The following is a 13147-nucleotide window of genomic DNA, read 5'->3' as shown; positions in this document are numbered from 1 at the left end:
CGAGTATGACATAGATGAGGGAAGTATATGATGACTATAGAACAGTTAGAAAAACATTTTAAAATAAGAAAAAATGCTTCTTCTATAATGATAAAAGAAAATGATGCAGAGGTTTTTACAGAAGAGCAATTAGAAGAGATAATGCAATATTGCGTTGCTGAAGCTGAAAAAGATGGAATAGAAGAATTTCAATTTGAGATTTCTTCAAAAAGCCCAAATTATGATGTGTATAAGAAATGTTTCGAAACGTATTCATTTGAATATATTACTGAAAACATGATTGTATTTAAGGATATATATGAAGTGGAAGATATAAAAAATGATATTGATTTTAAGCTTATTGAAGAGATGGGCGAAGACGCTTTTTATTCACTGTGGAATGAAGTGACGGGAGAACAAATCGATTATGAGCAATTTGTAAATACGATGCTACAAGAAATAGGTGGGCAATGGAAAGAACATTGTTTAACAGCAAGTATCGATGAAGAGCCAATAGGAATTGTAATCCCGCATATTGAAAGAGGTACGTTAGAAGAAGGAAAACTTATGTATTTCGCAGTCGCTCCAAATATGCGAAATAAAGGGTATGAAGCAGCATTCTTTACAGGGGCAATGTTTGTCTTAAAAGAAATAGGCGCATCTTATTATATTGGCGAGACAAATGTACAAAACGAGTGGATGAAGGATGTCTTTGAAAAGAACGGATGTCAGCAGCTGAGCTCTACTGAGCGATATGTGAGAAGGTTTTAGAAGGATGGATGGCTTACTCTCTCGAACTCATTTAGCGGGAATCCGTGTACAACTTATGAACAAGTAAAAGAACTTTTTGCATGTTTGTAAGATAAAAAGAAAAATCGAAACGACAAAGTAAGCGTTCCTATAATACAATAGAGAAGGATTAGACTATACGAAGAAAGCGTTGGTGAAAGTATGAAGCAACAAAGAAATTGGCTACAAGCAACTGTAGAACGAAATGAGGATAATACGTTACATATAAAGTGGGAAAATAATATAGAAGAAGTTCGTATTTATTGGAGTACTTCACCAAATCATATTGAAGAAAATGGAGAATTACTTGTAACAGTAAGTGGGGATTCAGCATGTACAATTGAAAACCCGAGTGAAAATGAGCGTCCATATTTTAGGTTAGTAGGAAGTAATGGACAAGCAGTGACAGTAGCTGAGCGTAGATTACCATTACAAGGTGCGTTTAACTTCCGTGATATGGGAGGATATGAAACGACTGAAGGCCGTAAAGTAAAATGGGGTAAATTGTATCGTTCTGAAGAATTAGCAGGATTAACAGAATGGGATATCGAGTATTTACAGAAGTCTAGCTTAAAATTAATTTGTGACTACCGTACAGATTTTGAAGTGAAGCATAAGCCGAACCCCAGTGTTACAGGCGCTCGTCAAGTGTGCTTACCAGTTATGCAAGACTTGGCGAAAGACTTGAATATAAATGAATTTTTCCAAGTTGGTGACCTTTCTATGTTAGGGAAACCAGGCGAGTATCTTGTGAAAATGAATCAAGATTTCGTAAGTGGTAATGAAGCATTCGTGAGCTTCTTAAAACTGGCGCAAAACCCGGAAAACTTACCGTTAGTAAACCACTGTACAGCTGGAAAAGACCGTACAGGATTTGGCTCAGCATTATTATTACTTTTACTAGGTGTACCGGAAAAAACAGTAATGGAAGACTACTTACTAAGTAACGGTTTCCGTGAAAAGTTAAATGAAAAAATGATGGCCTTTTTAGGTGCGAAATTACAGAACGACGAAAGTAGAGCAATATTAGGTGCAATGTTTGAAGCACGTGCTGAGTATTTACAAGCTGCGATTGATGAAGTTAAAAAGCAATATGGATCAGTGGAAGCATACGCTGAAAAAGCTCTTGGCTTTACGAAAGAATCGTTAGAGGAAATGAAAGTGTTATTGCTAGAAGATAAAGTGAAACTTTAATCAGTGTGGGGGCATCCCCACTGATTATTAGCCTTCACCAATCGGACTGCCCGTTAATGCGGGATAAATAATGAGGAGGGAGGCTGATTGGATTAGATTAGCCTCCTTTTATTATTGTTGCTATAATTAAGCTATGAGAATATAGGAATTGAGGCGAACATCATGAAATACAAAGTAATACTATTCGACGTAGACGATACATTATTAGATTTCCCTGAAACAGAAAGAAACGCATTACATAACGCGTTTGTACAATTTGGCATGCCTACAGGATATAATGATTATCTTGCAAGTTATAAAGAGATTAGTAATGGATTATGGAGAGATTTAGAGAATAAAATGATTACGCTAAGTGAATTAGCGGTAGATCGATTTAGACAATTATTTGCTCTTCATAATATAGAAGTAGACGCGCAGCAATTTAGTGACGTATACCTTGAAAACTTAGGAAAAGAAGTACATCTTATAGATGGTGCAGTGCAATTATGTGAGAACCTTCAAGATTGCAAGTTAGGTATCATTACGAATGGATACACAAAAGTGCAACAATCGAGAATTGGAAATTCGCCTTTATGTAACTTCTTTGATCATATTATTATTTCTGAAGAAGTCGGCCATCAAAAACCAGCGCGTGAGATTTTTGATTATGCTTTTGAGAAGTTTGGGATTACTGATAAATCAAGTGTACTAATGGTTGGAGATTCGCTAACTTCTGATATGAAAGGCGGAGAAGATTACGGTATTGATACGTGTTGGTATAATCCGAGTCTGAAAGAAAATACGGCAGGTGTTAAGCCGACCTATGAAGTGGAGAGCCTGCTACAAATTTTAGAAATTGCGGAAGTGGCGGAAGAAAAGGTAGCTTCATTTTAATAGAGTTAAGATTTTTCGATTAATTGATATATATTAAGTTACGGTAGATATATTTGAAAAATCGTTCATATAATTTCATATACTAAGGTATGGAACAAAAAAAGATGGTACCAAGTCAAAAAAATTTTACTGAAAGAAAACAGAAATAACACAAAATAATATATTTAGCTGTTTGTAATTGGTCATTACAAACAGCTAAAAAAAACGATTGCCTCTTAGGATCCAAGCAATCGTTTTTTTATTTTTTTCGGAGATGAAATTTGTATTTTTATACCCTATCTCCATCAAGTTTAAAAAATGTTTGTTCCCCAGTAATGAAAAAAATGAATTTAATTCTCATAAATAACTGTAAAGTGGTAAAAATTTCGTTTTGGGTGTAATTTAAAATCTTAAGTTAATGGGCATGGGGTGGAACCCTTTCCTTGTTTAGACCGGATATCCGCCTGTTGGCGGTGGCCAAGCACTAAATAATCTGCGAATCAGCACAATTTCTCCTAAATGGTAGGAGTTATGAGATGCAATATTCCGTAGAACACCGCCAGGGGTTTCACCAGGCCATTCCTCCAATGTTTTGTCCAACTGAACAGTTTGGGCGATCGTGCATGCCTGTTCAATCCCTTGAAGAAAATACTGAATAATCTGTTGCCACTCTTCCTCACTGCCAGGGCATTCTTCTTCAGGCCAGCTCTCTTTTACATTGGCAGGCAATGCAGGCTTCTTCCCCTGAGCGGATAATAAGAGAAAATCTTGCCAATAGGTCATGTGTTTCACTAATTGATAAATAGAATAAGGCAGTTCCTCTCTGCGTTTTCCCGCAAGTGCCACGTCTATATCCGACAAAGCATTCTTGATGGGAAGATGTCCTCGTTCTCCTCTTAACGATTTTACTAATGCCTGGCTAAACGCTTTATTTGATTGCTCCATAATAACTGACTCCCATCTTGTTTTATTTTCTAATTTGCTGATTTTATGATTCCGTCTTTTTTATATGTACTAAATAAATTATAGAAGCTTTACGACTATTAAGAGAAAGTAAAATAAGGCAAGAATCACTGACTTCTTAACGTACAGGAAATCGTAGGTTTTTATTTGATTAGTACCTTAATGTACAATTGTATTAACAGATAAATCAAAGGTTCGAATGACAACATTCAGGTCTGCGTTAATGTCAGCCACTTTTGATTTTAGCTTTTCCGATCCCTCCTGAATTTTATCCAATTGATTTTATTGTGAATGAACTATGAGTTGATTATAATAATTAGAGTGAACTCTAAGTCAAGAAAAAAATAATAAAAGGATAGTTATTCTATTATGAGGGAGTTCGCGAAGCAAAAATAGCGCTACTATACTAAGGTCTTTCACGTGTTATAATGCGATAATTAAATATTCATATATACATAGTTTCTCAGAGTGATGCGATGTCATGTATGAGCTGTGTAACAACTAGAGGTGAGTGAAGGATGTTAACGTTTTTATTTGAGTTAGACAAGGCTATCCCGCAGAAGGATGAGCCACGGTATGCCGCTTATGCAAATGGCTTTATTGAAGGGGATTTAACAATTCGCGTGAGTGACAGCGTATTTTTTCAGAAGTCATGCATGAAGGTTGCAGAGCTTGGCATTTATTTAGGACAGTGGATGGAACAAGTGCAACATGGGCAGAAAGAACAATTGAATTATGAAACGAGTGACCGTGAGGAAGTAATTCTCGGATTCGTATATGAAGAGGAAGATCAGTGGAGAGTTTTTTCCAGTTGGCAGCAATTTGAACTTCAAGAGCGTATATCAACTACAACATTAGTAGAGAGCGTTCAACGCTATTTATATGAGCTAAATAAGGAACTGCGCGCGATAGGATATCCTGTGACGTTTGATCAGTACTTAAGAGGAGAGCGAATGATGCAGCTTTCTTATAAACGACTGTGTGATAGTAAAGCGGATACGACTTCGATAGAGGTTTACAATGGAAGCGAAGGAGTAGGCGCAGTACGGGGCTATTATAAAAATACGTTGATGAAAGTGCTAGACTTCATTCCGAAAGTCGGTAGTAATATCATTTATGAAATAAAGGATAGTAAGAACAATATTCGCGTCATTGCAAAGGATGTAAGTAGGCAGCGTCAAAGAAGGATTTTAGTAACGTACATCAATAATAATGATGCAGAGCATGAAATACTTGTATGTGACGGAAAGTTATTAGATGCAAATTTCTTATTTACTTTTACATATAAGACAGAAGAATATGTTGTTCACAAAACTTCAATTGGGCTTGGAAAATTATTACGAAACGGCTATGTAATCGCAGATTGGAATATTCGTCTTGAGGAAGATATGTATTATATCGAGATGGATGTATATGATGAGGATTATATAGAGGATCAATACTTACTGTTAGGTGTATTTCATGCTGTTTTGTATGGGTGATAAAGTGAAACTTTAATCAGTGGGGGTCTTATTGCCCGTAAATAGTGGGATAAATGAGAAGTACCGGTATTCTTCATGGAAAGAATACTGGTATTTTTTATGTGGTTCTGGAAAAAGTACGGTATTTTCGTTGCAACATACTGGTCGCTTTGATGAATGTAGTGATAAAAACCATAAAAAATAGGCGTATCAAGCAAAGTGTTGATACACCTTAAAACTACATTGTTAAACAACATGCGTCGTCTAGTATATCTTTAATTACTTTAGATTCAGTATTATATATTAAACTTGGTGCCCTTTATTAATCCTCAAAAATAAAAACCTCATCAATCGTACTATGAAGTGCTCTCGCTATATCATGAGCAAGCTGTAAGGAAGGGTTATACTTTCCTTTTTCGAGATGGCTAATCGTTTCACGACGTACACCAACTTTTTTCGCTAAATCTTCCTGCGTCATATGTACTTTGGCACGATATTCTTTTATCTTCGTTACGAACGCCATGGTGCATCTTCCATTTCATCAACTGGTTTATCGTAAAAGAAGGTAGAGAATCCGAATGTAAGAATGAGTGTGCTGAAAATAAGAGCAATATCAATCTCTTGTAGTGTAGGATTCGGAAATAACATTTCAATAAAGATAATGATAGCGGTAGTTAATAACGTAATGATAAAGGCGTTGCGGCAAGATTTATTGACGATTTGTTCAAATAGTTCATCGTGTTGAACTTTTCTATACGTCGTGAAAAAGGAGAAGAAACAAAACATAGTAAACAATCCTTTTTCATAAAAAAATCCGAGAAACCCAAAGAAACCGAGAAATCCTAAATATTTTATCCAAGTCGTTTTCATGATAGATTCTCCTTTCGATGTTAGAAATAAAGTGAAACTTTAATCAGTGGGGGGGGTTCATCCCCCACTGATTATTAGCCTTCACCAATCGGGCGTTTACGGGCAGCAGGGCTCCCACCTAACTTCTTTGCTCCAGCCGAAATTTGAGGTGGGAGTCTTACTGCCAGTTAATGCGGGATAAATCACTATATGTTATAAATATATCACATATGGAAATTCATAGTAATAATAGTTTTGCGATTTATTTCATAATAATAGTAAAAAAGGTTAAATATTCTGTAAAATAAAAAGGGAAATATCGTAAAATGGATGTAAGGAGGGGGAGGACGAAATGTTAACTGGGATAATGATCGTTATATTACTTGTAGTTATTACTGTAATTGGAACGGTGTTAATTGGGCGAAATGGTGATGCGAATTATAGTAAAGCGACAAAAGGAAATATTAAACGACTTACGATGATTTATATAATACTAGCTGTTGTTTTAATTGTTGGATTAGGAGTTTATATTTATTTTAAAGGTTAAAAAAACTGAAAAATGTAAAAATCTATAAATATAAGTATGCTATAATGTTAATATAGTTAATTGGTAATTAAGGAAAGGATTGGATGTAATGATCGAAATTTTGAATGTGTCAAAAAGTTATAATGGATCTACCTATGCAGTAAAAGATTTAAGTTTATCTGTACCGAGCGGAGAAATCTTTGGGTTTTTAGGACCGAATGGTGCGGGTAAATCAACGACAATTAAGATGATTACTGGTATTCATGGGGTGGACAAAGGAACCATTACAATCAACGGTAAAGATATTATGAAAAATCCGATGGAAGCGAAGAAAACATTTGGCTATGTTCCAGATAGCCCGGATATGTTTTTACGATTAAAAGGGATTGAATATTTAAACTTTATGGCTGATATGTATGAAGTACCGAAGGAAGTAAGACAAGAACGAATAGAGTCATTAGCGAAGAAGTTTGATCTGTACAATGCTTTATCTGATCAAATTCAAAGTTATTCACACGGTATGAGACAAAAGATTGTTATTATCGGTGTGCTCGTACATGAACCAGATGTATGGATTTTAGATGAACCGTTAACAGGTCTTGATCCGAAATCTGCATATATTTTAAAAGAAATGATGAGAGAACATGCTGATAAAGGGAAGATTGTATTTTTCTCGACACACGTATTAGAAGTAGCTGAAAAAATATGTGACCGCGTCGCGATTATTAATAAGGGAAATCTTCAGTTTAAAGGGAATTTAAATGAAATGAGAGATCATTTTGAATCCAATGAATCACTTGAAAAAATGTTCTTGGAGATGACGGGCAATGAGTAAAATTTGGACGTTAACGAAAGTATTATTGAAATTAAATTATGCAGATTTCATAACAGATAAAAAGAAAAGATGGGCGTATTTATTTTCATTTGCAGCCATTTTATTTGTAGGTTTTTTAATATTCGGTTCGATGACCCATGGAATATATGAAGGAATGATACACCTCGGACAGGATCCAGGAATTGTTATTGCGATGGGATTAGCAGTTGCTAGTATATGGGTATTTTTGATGAGTATTATGAACATTTTAACAGTGTTTTACTATAGTAATGATGTTGAAATGTTACTACCGTTACCATTAAAACCAGCGCAAATTATTTCGGCAAAGTTCTTTACAGTGTTAATTACACAATACGTAATGAGCTCGTTTATTTTATTGCCTATCTTTATTACTTACGGTTTAAAGAGTGGTGCTTTCATTACATATTACATTTATATGATTGTCATTTACTTATTCTTCCCGATCATTCCGCTAGTTTTAGCTTCGTTAATTATGACAATTATTATGAGGTATACGAATATAGCGAAAAATAAAGATCGAGGAAGTATATTTATTGGAATCGTAAGTATACTATTTATCGTCGGAATCAATGTATTTATGCAATGGAGAAATAAAAGTGCAGTATCTGGAGCTGGAGATTCAGTTGCGAATTATCTTACAAATAATCAATCCTCCCTTTTCATACAAATGACAAATTATTTTCCGACTACATATTTTGGTGCAATGGGATTAGTAGAAAATGCATCGTGGAAGGGAATATTATACGTACTAATATACATTCTTATTTCTATCGCATTTTTCGGTTTGTTTTATTACATTGCAGAGCGTACATATTTAAAAGGGGTTATTGGACTTTCAACGAGTACAGCAAAAAAAGAGGTAATTTCAGCAGAAGGTTTACAGAAATCAACAGTACAAAGTTCTCATTTAAAAGCATATGTGAAAAAAGAATTTAAAACGTTATTCCGCACGCCACAATTTTTCTTAAATTGTATTGTGCAAACTTTCGTTATGCCAATTATGCTGTTCTTTGTTTTGTTTGTACAAGATGGAAATTTAAAATGGATTACAGGGTATATTGATAATCCAGAATCAGCAGGTTTCGCAATTGGTGTGGGCCTTTGTGCATCCTTATTTTTAATGGGGAGTAACGTTATTGCAACAACGTCATTCTCACGAGATGGAAGCTCTTGGTTTGTGAATCGTTACTTACCAGTAAAGGCTTCGGATATCTTTTTTGCGAAAGCGATAACGGCCTGGTTAATTAATGTAGTCATTTTAGGAGTATTCGGTATTACAATGGCATTTGTAGCAGGTATTTCGCCAGTCTTCATGATACTTTGGTTCTTACTAAGTGCGAACGGTTTATTGTTAATTAATTTAATCGGTACACGCTGGGATGCACAAACTGCAGATATTCATTGGGATACAGAACAGAAATTATTTAAAAGTCGATATACAACTTTGTGGAATTTTTTAGCTAATATTTTAATAGCTTTAGTTATTGTAGCGGGTGTAAGTGTATTATACTTCTTCCTTCAAGTAGGACTTTGGATTATGTTTATCGTTTTATTTGTAATGTTTACGATTGTAAATTATATCTTTATTAAAATTTTAAAATTAGGCGCTGAGCGTATATTGTCAAATATTAATTAAAAAGGTAGATCCTCTGTATTCGTGCAGGGGATTTATCCATAGATGGAGGAGAAAAGGTGAAGAAAATAGCAATTGTAACAGGGGCAACTCGTCTGAATGGAATTGGTGCAGCTGTATGCAAGGTGCTTGCTCAAAATGGGATAGACATTTTTTTCACGTACTGGCCTCGGTATGATAAAGCGATGCCATGGAGAATGAATGATCAAGAGCCCTTTTTGTTGAAAAAGGAAATTGAAAGTTACGGCGTTCGATGTGAAATGGCAGAAATAAACTTATCGCAGTCTTATTCGCCTAATCGTGTATTGTATATGGTATCAGAACGTTTAGGGGATCCATCTATTCTTATTAATAATGCGGCGTATTCTACTCCTACGAAAATTGAAGAGTTAGATGTAGAACAGCTAGATAAACATTATACGGTTAATGTTCGTGCTCCTATGCTATTAAGTTCATTATTTATTAAACATTTTTCACTTAAAACGAGTGGAAGTATTATAAATCTTACTTCTGGGCAGTCATTAGGCCCGATGCCAGATGAACTAGCATACGTAGCAACGAAAGGAGCAATAGAAGCATTTACAAAGTCAGTTGCACCAGTTGCTATGGAGAAGGGGATTACAGTCAATGCTGTTGATCCAGGACCAACGAATACAGGATGGATTACAGAGGAATTACAGCATCATTTAGTATGGAAATTCCCGCAAGGAAGAGTTGGAGAACCGGTGGATGCGGCACGCTTAATTGCTTTTTTAGTAAGTGAAGAAGCGAAGTGGGTTACTGGGCAAGTCATTCATTCGAACGGTGGTTATTCATAAAAATATTATGTTAACAAGTGTTGAGAAATAAAAAAATTAGTAATTATTTTGTTTTTTGTATAAATAAAATGTCAAGAAAGATAAAAAATTGATAGGGGAGTATGTTGTCATTTGTAGATTGTAAATCTTCATGTGACAACATACTCTTTTTCTTTTGCTACAGAGGAGGAAAATGTAGTAGAAAAAACTCGAATATTAAAATGAATTTATCGTTTTTTGTACGTATTATTATGAAGATTACTGTCGGAAAGATGGTGATTCGTATGAAAAGGGATTTTTTAAGGGGAAATAGAATCGTAAAGAGAAGGATAAAATTGTAAACATAGGGGGATTTTTATGAAAATGAAAAAGGTCGCTATCGCATCAGTAGCAATTGGTACAATGCTTACAATGGCAGCTTGTAGTACCTCCACAGATAAAGATGCAGCGAAGAAGGATCAGGCAACTGCACAAAATGAAGAGCAATCGAAAACGACAAGTGCAGATGAAGCGTCAAAAACAACGAAAGATACTGAAAAAGACACAAATACTTCTTCGAATGAAAAAACAGATAAGGATGCAAAAAATACAAAGGAATCATCAGGAACAGAAAGTAACGGCAAAACAACAAAAGAAAAAGAAACGACAGGAAAAACGAATGATCAAACTACTAGCGGAAAAACAACAGATCAAAGTACAAGTACAAACAACAACGGAAAAACAACAGATCAAAGTACAAGTACAAACAATAACGGAAAAACAACGAAAGATCCGAAGAAAAGCGTCGCTGTGAAAACAAATGTAAAAGAAGTCGTTACATTAATTGAAAGCTTGGACAAGCAATTAGCTGCAAATCCTAAATTAGAAACAGTTAATAAACTTGGAAAACAAATTAATGAGAAGTGGGATGTCATTGAAAAAGAGTTAGAAGCATCACATCCGACTGAATATAAAACAATTGGCCAAAGTATGTATCCGTTAATTGTAGGAGCGGAGAAAGAAAAGATCGATATTAATAAAATGAAGTCATTAACGACGAAAACGAAAAAAGATTTAAATCAATTATTAACGAAGCTTTCATAGTTTCAAAAGCCTACTCGAGTGAGTAGGCCTTTTTAGTTTGTTGTACATTTTCGTTTGGTGTTAAGAAATAAAGACTTCATTTAAAAGGAACATCACAATGATAAAAAAGAGTGATAACTATTAAAGATATTTTTTGATAGGGAGTCATATAAAACGCTCCCTTGTATTTATATTTGCAATTTAGTAGTTTTTAAAGTTCATTATTTTCTACAAAAATTTCATTTTGTAGAAAAGGAGAATGAATTGAGATGTACGATAAAGAGGAAGTTTATGATGAAGAAATTGCACCAGTATCGCAGAAAATCCTAGAAATATGTAAACGAGAAGAACTTCCAATGGTCGCACAATTTTATTTAGCGGAAGAGACTCCATACAGTGGCTGTTCAACCATTATATTGTTCGTCAGCAATTGTTCAGGGAGAACATAATGAAGAAGAAGGCATTCAGCAGTTACAATCAATTGCTCAAATTATGAAATACGGAACAAATGGACCACCAGTAGTAATGACGGCAATGATTCGAAAATAAAAAAGCAGCTAACAAAAGCTAGCTGCCCGACTCTCCAAGGGGGAACAAGGAGAAAATCTAATGTCATGTATAGTATTGACGGAATATTGAATTTTATTCAAGGGGGGCTTATTTTTAAATGTAATTTAGGGTTGGTTCCAGAAAAGTGACATACCACAAAAATATAAAATTATTAAAAGGACAATTACTATGAAAGAAATTAAAGAAACTTTCTTCCATAAATTTTTCATCAGTAGACCTCCTTTATGAAGAATATTAACACGTTTCCAGAATCTGACCAAAATAATCCTTTTACTCAAAAAAAATCGCTTGTATACTAAGAGGCAATCTTTTTTGAGTTGTTTGTAATGGCTAATTACAGGTTTTAAATGCTATTTAGTGTTATCTCTACTTTCCAAAACCTGCTCCATATTATTAGTCGCCCATTCCATCATTAAAAGGATAATTGGACGTAATGACTCGCCAAGTTCAGTTAACGAATATTCTACTTTAGGAGGTACTTCACGATATACCTCCCGATGTACGATGCCATCTGCTTCAAGTTCTCTAAGTTGAAGTGTTAGCATTCTTTGGGTGATATTAGGTTTTAATCTTTTTAATTCATTAAATCGTTTCTTACCATCTAATAAATGATAAAGAATAACACCTTTCCATTTCCCGCCAATAACCTCGACGATAGCTTCTACTGGACAAGAATATTTATTTAAAAATGGATAATTTACATCATCTTCTTTTGAACTAATCATAAAAAGACTCTCCCTTAACAATAGTATCTTTTTTGATACTATAGCACATAAATGTGCGTACTTGTATCATTGTTACTTTAAAAATATAATTTGGTTAAATAATAATTTAATGAAAAGGGGATCTTTTATGACTAACACAAAACAAAATACAAAACAAAAAATTATTGAGGCTTTTAACTTTAGACATGCATGTAAAGAATTTGATCCTATGAAGAAAATTTCAGAAGATGATTTTAAATTTATTTTAGAAACAGGAAGATTATCTCCTTCTTCTTTTGGATATGAGCCTTGGAAATTTATTGTGGTTCAAAATAAAGAATTAAGAGAAAAACTATTACCATATTCATGGGGAGCAGGTGGGCAGCTTTCAACAGCAAGTCATTTTGTCATTGTTCTTTCAAGAAACATCAAAGATATGCACTATGATGCAGAGTATATTCAGCACATGATGAAAGATATTATTGGATTGCCTGAAGAAGCCCAAAAAATGAGATATGAATTCTTCAAAAAATTCCAAGAATCGGATTTTAAATTGTTAGACTCCGAACGTGCTGTATTTGATTGGTCATCAAAGCAATCTTATATTGCTTTAGCTAATATGATGACTAGTGCAGCTCAAATCGGTATTGATTCTTGTCCAATGGAAGGATTCGATAAAGAAAAAGTAGATTCTTTACTTCGTCAAGAAGGAATTTTAAAAGATGATAATCTTGAGGTATCAGTTATGGTTGCATTTGGATACCGTAAAGGAGAACCAAAATTTAATAAAACAAGACAAACTATGGATACTATTGTTGAATGGATTTAATAAGATAAATTTGTATCCATATAACGAAAAAAACGCTACCCTTTCTATAGAAAGGATAGCGTTTTTTTATGTCTGTTTTTAAAT

General features: G+C 34.3%; 15 protein-coding genes. 11 read left to right on the top strand and 4 right to left on the bottom strand.

All coding sequences use genetic code 11. From position 1 onward, the window contains the following. The first annotated feature begins 27 nt into the window (after positions 1-27). The 3 genes from MKX37_RS16210 (at position 28) to MKX37_RS16200 (ending at position 2835) form a co-directional block, all read left to right on the top strand. Entirely contained in the window at positions 28-750 is a 723-nt protein-coding gene (locus MKX37_RS16210; protein WP_078185436.1) for a GNAT family N-acetyltransferase, read from the top strand. A gap of 180 nt (positions 751-930) precedes the next feature. Then, positions 931-1962, top strand: a complete 1032-nt coding sequence (locus MKX37_RS16205) for a tyrosine-protein phosphatase (protein ID WP_002128296.1) — start codon at positions 931-933, stop codon at positions 1960-1962. Between the two features lie 162 nt (positions 1963-2124). Continuing rightward, positions 2125-2835, top strand: coding sequence for a YjjG family noncanonical pyrimidine nucleotidase (locus tag MKX37_RS16200; RefSeq protein ID WP_033729995.1), 711 nt, complete (start codon positions 2125-2127; stop codon positions 2833-2835). A gap of 426 nt (positions 2836-3261) precedes the next feature. On the opposite strand, the gene MKX37_RS16195 is transcribed toward MKX37_RS16200, so the two are convergent. After that, positions 3262-3759, bottom strand: a complete 498-nt coding sequence (locus tag MKX37_RS16195; protein WP_033729998.1) for a DinB family protein — start codon at positions 3757-3759, stop codon at positions 3262-3264. A gap of 536 nt (positions 3760-4295) precedes the next feature. On the opposite strand from MKX37_RS16195, the gene MKX37_RS16190 reads away from it, so the two are divergent. After that, a complete protein-coding gene (locus tag MKX37_RS16190) occupies positions 4296-5258 on the top strand; it encodes a tubby C-terminal domain-like protein (protein WP_078422308.1) in 963 nt (320 codons plus the stop codon). Positions 5259-5559: 301 nt separating this feature from the next. On the opposite strand, the gene MKX37_RS16185 is transcribed toward MKX37_RS16190, so the two are convergent. Then, positions 5560-5760, bottom strand: coding sequence for a helix-turn-helix transcriptional regulator (locus MKX37_RS16185; protein ID WP_002084410.1), 201 nt, complete (start codon positions 5758-5760; stop codon positions 5560-5562). After that, a complete protein-coding gene (locus MKX37_RS16180; protein ID WP_002128288.1) occupies positions 5748-6107 on the bottom strand; it encodes a DUF3796 domain-containing protein in 360 nt (119 codons plus the stop codon). The genes MKX37_RS16185 and MKX37_RS16180 overlap by 13 nt, the downstream gene beginning before the upstream one ends. A gap of 331 nt (positions 6108-6438) precedes the next feature. Between MKX37_RS16180 and MKX37_RS16175 the strand changes: the two genes are divergently transcribed. The 6 genes from MKX37_RS16175 (at position 6439) to MKX37_RS16150 (ending at position 11509) form a co-directional block, all read left to right on the top strand. Beyond that, complete coding sequence (locus tag MKX37_RS16175) at positions 6439-6633, top strand: hypothetical protein (protein ID WP_002142517.1); 195 nt, start codon at positions 6439-6441, stop codon at positions 6631-6633. 88 nt (positions 6634-6721) lie between these two features. Continuing rightward, positions 6722-7447, top strand: a complete 726-nt coding sequence (locus MKX37_RS16170) for an ABC transporter ATP-binding protein (RefSeq protein WP_002033261.1) — start codon at positions 6722-6724, stop codon at positions 7445-7447. Continuing rightward, positions 7440-9104 (top strand): putative ABC transporter permease subunit, encoded by a 1665-nt coding sequence (locus MKX37_RS16165; protein WP_002167957.1) that lies wholly within the window; start codon positions 7440-7442, stop codon positions 9102-9104. Before MKX37_RS16170 ends, MKX37_RS16165 begins: the two co-directional genes overlap by 8 nt. A gap of 56 nt (positions 9105-9160) precedes the next feature. Then, positions 9161-9919, top strand: a complete 759-nt coding sequence (locus tag MKX37_RS16160; protein WP_078422307.1) for an SDR family oxidoreductase — start codon at positions 9161-9163, stop codon at positions 9917-9919. A 336-nt stretch (positions 9920-10255) separates the two neighbouring features. Further along, positions 10256-10981, top strand: coding sequence for a hypothetical protein (locus MKX37_RS16155; protein ID WP_002185367.1), 726 nt, complete (start codon positions 10256-10258; stop codon positions 10979-10981). A gap of 375 nt (positions 10982-11356) precedes the next feature. Continuing rightward, positions 11357-11509, top strand: a complete 153-nt coding sequence (locus MKX37_RS16150) for a hypothetical protein (protein WP_002128281.1) — start codon at positions 11357-11359, stop codon at positions 11507-11509. Positions 11510-11880: 371 nt separating this feature from the next. On the opposite strand, the gene MKX37_RS16145 is transcribed toward MKX37_RS16150, so the two are convergent. Next, the gene (locus MKX37_RS16145) at positions 11881-12255 is read right to left on the bottom strand and encodes a winged helix-turn-helix transcriptional regulator (RefSeq protein ID WP_078185441.1); all 375 of its coding nucleotides are present in this window, start codon (positions 12253-12255) and stop codon (positions 11881-11883) included. 127 nt (positions 12256-12382) lie between these two features. On the opposite strand from MKX37_RS16145, the gene MKX37_RS16140 reads away from it, so the two are divergent. After that, on the top strand, positions 12383-13063 hold the full coding sequence (locus MKX37_RS16140) for an NAD(P)H-dependent oxidoreductase (protein WP_078422367.1): 681 nt from the start codon (positions 12383-12385) through the stop codon (positions 13061-13063). Positions 13064-13147 lie beyond the last annotated feature (84 nt).

Source organism: Bacillus sp. FSL R5-0709, from assembly GCF_038004785.1.
Classification (GTDB): Bacteria; Bacillota; Bacilli; order Bacillales; family Bacillaceae_G; genus Bacillus_A; species Bacillus_A mycoides.
This window is presented reverse-complemented; position numbering and strand designations above follow the sequence as displayed.

Coding starts and splice junctions, on each gene's coding strand:
- MKX37_RS16210 (WP_078185436.1), top strand. CDS start 28: ATGATGACTATAGAACAGTTAGAAAAACATTTTAAAATAAGAAAAAAT.
- MKX37_RS16205 (WP_002128296.1), top strand. CDS start 931: ATGAAGCAACAAAGAAATTGGCTACAAGCAACTGTAGAACGAAATGAG.
- MKX37_RS16200 (WP_033729995.1), top strand. CDS start 2,125: ATGAAATACAAAGTAATACTATTCGACGTAGACGATACATTATTAGAT.
- MKX37_RS16195 (WP_033729998.1), bottom strand. CDS start 3,759: ATGGAGCAATCAAATAAAGCGTTTAGCCAGGCATTAGTAAAATCGTTA.
- MKX37_RS16190 (WP_078422308.1), top strand. CDS start 4,296: ATGTTAACGTTTTTATTTGAGTTAGACAAGGCTATCCCGCAGAAGGAT.
- MKX37_RS16185 (WP_002084410.1), bottom strand. CDS start 5,760: ATGGCGTTCGTAACGAAGATAAAAGAATATCGTGCCAAAGTACATATG.
- MKX37_RS16180 (WP_002128288.1), bottom strand. CDS start 6,107: ATGAAAACGACTTGGATAAAATATTTAGGATTTCTCGGTTTCTTTGGG.
- MKX37_RS16175 (WP_002142517.1), top strand. CDS start 6,439: ATGTTAACTGGGATAATGATCGTTATATTACTTGTAGTTATTACTGTA.
- MKX37_RS16170 (WP_002033261.1), top strand. CDS start 6,722: ATGATCGAAATTTTGAATGTGTCAAAAAGTTATAATGGATCTACCTAT.
- MKX37_RS16165 (WP_002167957.1), top strand. CDS start 7,440: ATGAGTAAAATTTGGACGTTAACGAAAGTATTATTGAAATTAAATTAT.
- MKX37_RS16155 (WP_002185367.1), top strand. CDS start 10,256: ATGAAAATGAAAAAGGTCGCTATCGCATCAGTAGCAATTGGTACAATG.
- MKX37_RS16145 (WP_078185441.1), bottom strand. CDS start 12,255: ATGATTAGTTCAAAAGAAGATGATGTAAATTATCCATTTTTAAATAAA.
- MKX37_RS16140 (WP_078422367.1), top strand. CDS start 12,383: ATGACTAACACAAAACAAAATACAAAACAAAAAATTATTGAGGCTTTT.